This is a genomic window from Trebonia sp. (genome assembly GCF_049794275.1).
GTDB lineage: Bacteria > Actinomycetota > Actinomycetes > Streptosporangiales > Streptosporangiaceae > Trebonia.
The window spans coordinates 1-2,787 of record NZ_JBARCR010001316.1; the positions used below are offsets into that span (position 1 = coordinate 1).

A 2,787-nucleotide genomic window follows, 5' to 3' on the forward strand; every position below is an offset into this window, starting at 1 on the left:
GCGGTGGCCTCGCCGTGGCGATGACCGCGGGCGCGCTGATCCTGGTGCCGTTCGGGGCGCGCGGCGCGGCGCAGATCGCGTCGGCCCCGCACCTGATGCCGCTGGCCTTCGGCATGGCGATGCTGGCCTCTGTCGTGCCCTACTCACTCGAACTCGCCGCGATGCGCCGGGCGCCGAAGCGCGTCTTCGGGATCCTGCTCAGCCTGGAGCCCGCCGTCGCGACGATGGCCGGCTGGCTGCTGCTCGGCCAGCACGCCTCGGCTGTCGCGCTCGCGGCGGTCGTCATCGTGGTCGTCGCGAGCGCCGGCTCCACCATGGGCTCCAGGTAGGTCAGGTGAGACTTCTCTTCCAGGTCACGTCTTGGATGTGTAACGTCGCTAGGGTCGAAGCCGCGTGAGTCATGAGGCGTTGAGGGACGGGTGCCGATGAAGCTGCCCTACGTTGAGTACGAGGCGCCCACCACCATGGCTGAAGCGGTCGACTTGCTGGCTGAGCACCAGGACGAGGCCAGCGTGCTCGCCGGAGGCCAGAGCCTGATCCCGCTGATGGCGCTCCGGCTGGCCCGCCCCGCGGTGCTCATCGACATCAACGGCCTGAGTGAGCTGTCCCTCGTGGCGGTGGAAGACGGCCGGGTGACTATCGGCGCGATGACGCGCGAGTACGTGGCCGAGGACTCGGCGACGGTCGGCGATACCGTGCCGCTGCTGGCGGCCGCGTTGCCGTTGATCGGCCATGAGGCGATCCGCAGCCGCGGCACGATCGGCGGCAGCCTGGCGCACGCCGATCCGGCGGCCGAGTTGCCGGCGGTCGCGCGTGCCCTCGACGCCGAGTTCGTCGTGCGGGGCCGGGCGGGCGAACGTGTCGTCCCGGCGGCGGACTGGTTCGAGGGCTACCTGGCGACGTCCCGCCGGCCCGACGAGATCCTCGCCGAGGTCCGCTTCCCGGCAGCGGGACCGGGCACCGGTGTTGCCTTCCTTGAGGTCGCCAGGCGCCATGGCGACTTCGCCATCGTCGGCCTGGCGGTGTCGCTGACGCTGGCCGACGGCGTGATCAGCGATGCCCGGCTGGCGTTCGCCGGCGTTTCTGACGTGCCGGTCCGGGCGGCGGAGGCGGAGGATCTCCTGGTCGGCCAGCGGCCGTCGGCGGAGCTGTTCGCTGAGGCGGCCCGCGTGGCGACCGCCGCCCTCGATCCGCCTGCCGACCTGAACGGGTCGCCGGAGTACCGGAAGCAGATTGCGGCCACCCTGGTCCGTCGCGGGCTGCAGGCGGCCGCGGACAACGCCGACGAGAGGCAGTGACCGATGGTAGAAGTCACCGTGCAGGTGAACGGGGCCCCGCGCACCGGCTCAGTGGAAGCGCGCAAGACGCTGGCGGACTTCCTGCGCGATGACCTCGATCTCACCGGCACGCACATCGGCTGCGAGCACGGGGTCTGCGGCGCGTGCACCGTCATTGTCGACGGCAGGGCGGTGCGCTCGTGCCTGATGCTGGCCGTCCAGGCCGCCGGCAGCGAGATCACCACGATCGAGGGACTGACGACAGATGGCGGCCTCGGCACGCTGCAGCAGGCGATGTGGGACTCGCACAGTTTCCAGTGCGGATTCTGCACGCCGGGGTTCGTGATGCAGGCCACCGCTTACCTCGGTGCCCACCCGGACGCCGGCGAGCAGGAGATCAGGGAAGCGCTGTCCGGCAACATCTGCCGGTGCACCGGGTACCAGAGCATCATCGACGGCGTTCTGCTGGCCGCGCAGCGCAGCAGGGAAGCCTGACCTAGGGAGCGACGATGGCTCAGATCGCGGCCGAGCGGTACACGGGCGCCAGCATCAAGCGCTCGGAGGACCCGCGCATCCTCACGGGCCGCGGGCGCTACGTGGACGACCTCAAGCTGCCGGGGATGCTGCACGCGGCGTTCGTGCGCTCGCCGCTGGCCCACGGGCGGGTGCTCGCGGTGGATGTCTCGGCCGCCCAGGCGCTCCCCGGAGTCGTCCTCGTGCTCACCGGGGCGGACCTGGAAGCGGTGACGGTCCCCGGGCAGGACCCGCTGTTCGCGATGATGGGCGGCGACGGGCCCAAGCCCGAGTACACCCTGCTGGCGACCGACAAGGTGCGTTTCGTCGGCGACCCGGTGGTGATCGTGGTCGCCGAAAGCCGGTACCTGGCCGAGGACGGGTGCGATCTGGTCGAGGTCGACTACGAAGACCTGCCCCCGGTCGTGAGCGCGGCGGTCGCCCTCGACGCCGGCAGCCCGAGGCTGTTCGACAACCTGGGCGACAACATCATCGGCCCGCACAAGCGCAGCGAGTTCGGCGACGTCGCCGGCACGTTCGCGGCGGCGGACCGGGTCGCCGAGTTCCGCATCGACGTGCATCGCCACCAGAACGTGCCCATGGAGGGACGCGGCTGCGTGGCGAGCTACGACGCCGATTCAGGCGTCATGACGGTGCATGCCGCGACGCAGGGCGTGCACATGACCAGGATGGGCGTCGCCACGCGCCTCGGCATCGAGCCGGACAAGGTGCATGTTCTGGCCGGCGATATCGGCGGCTCGTTCGGCTTGAAGATCGGCGCCTCGCGAGAGGAGCTCGCCGTCGCCGCCGCGTCGCGCGCTCTCGGCAGGCCGGTCAAGTGGATCGAGGACCGCAGCGAGAACCTCGCCGCGTCCGGGCAGGCGCGCGAGGAGGGCTTCGACGTCCGCGCTGCCGTCAGTAACGACGGTGACCTGCTCGGACTCGACGCGACGATGGTGCTCGACAACGGCGCCTATCCGGTCATGGGCACGATGGT

4 protein-coding genes are annotated in these 2,787 nt (G+C 70.9%); all 4 read left to right on the forward strand.

Annotated elements, in window-relative coordinates; translation table 11 throughout:
* Positions 1-329 (forward strand): EamA family transporter (locus tag WA805_RS31845; protein WP_425244198.1); only part of this gene is annotated, 329 nt, incomplete at its 5' end.
* A gap of 96 nt (positions 330-425) precedes the next feature.
* Positions 426-1,298, forward strand: coding sequence for an FAD binding domain-containing protein (locus tag WA805_RS31850; protein WP_425244200.1), 873 nt, complete (start codon positions 426-428; stop codon positions 1,296-1,298).
* 3 nt (positions 1,299-1,301) lie between these two features.
* Positions 1,302-1,772: a (2Fe-2S)-binding protein gene (locus tag WA805_RS31855; protein ID WP_422322712.1), complete on the forward strand. Its 471-nt coding sequence runs from the start codon at positions 1,302-1,304 to the stop codon at positions 1,770-1,772.
* A gap of 14 nt (positions 1,773-1,786) precedes the next feature.
* On the forward strand, positions 1,787-2,787 hold a 1,001-nt coding region (locus tag WA805_RS31860), incomplete at its 3' end, for a xanthine dehydrogenase family protein molybdopterin-binding subunit (protein WP_425244199.1).

Coding starts and splice junctions, on each gene's coding strand:
- WA805_RS31850 (WP_425244200.1), top strand. CDS start 426: ATGAAGCTGCCCTACGTTGAGTACGAGGCGCCCACCACCATGGCTGAA.
- WA805_RS31855 (WP_422322712.1), top strand. CDS start 1,302: ATGGTAGAAGTCACCGTGCAGGTGAACGGGGCCCCGCGCACCGGCTCA.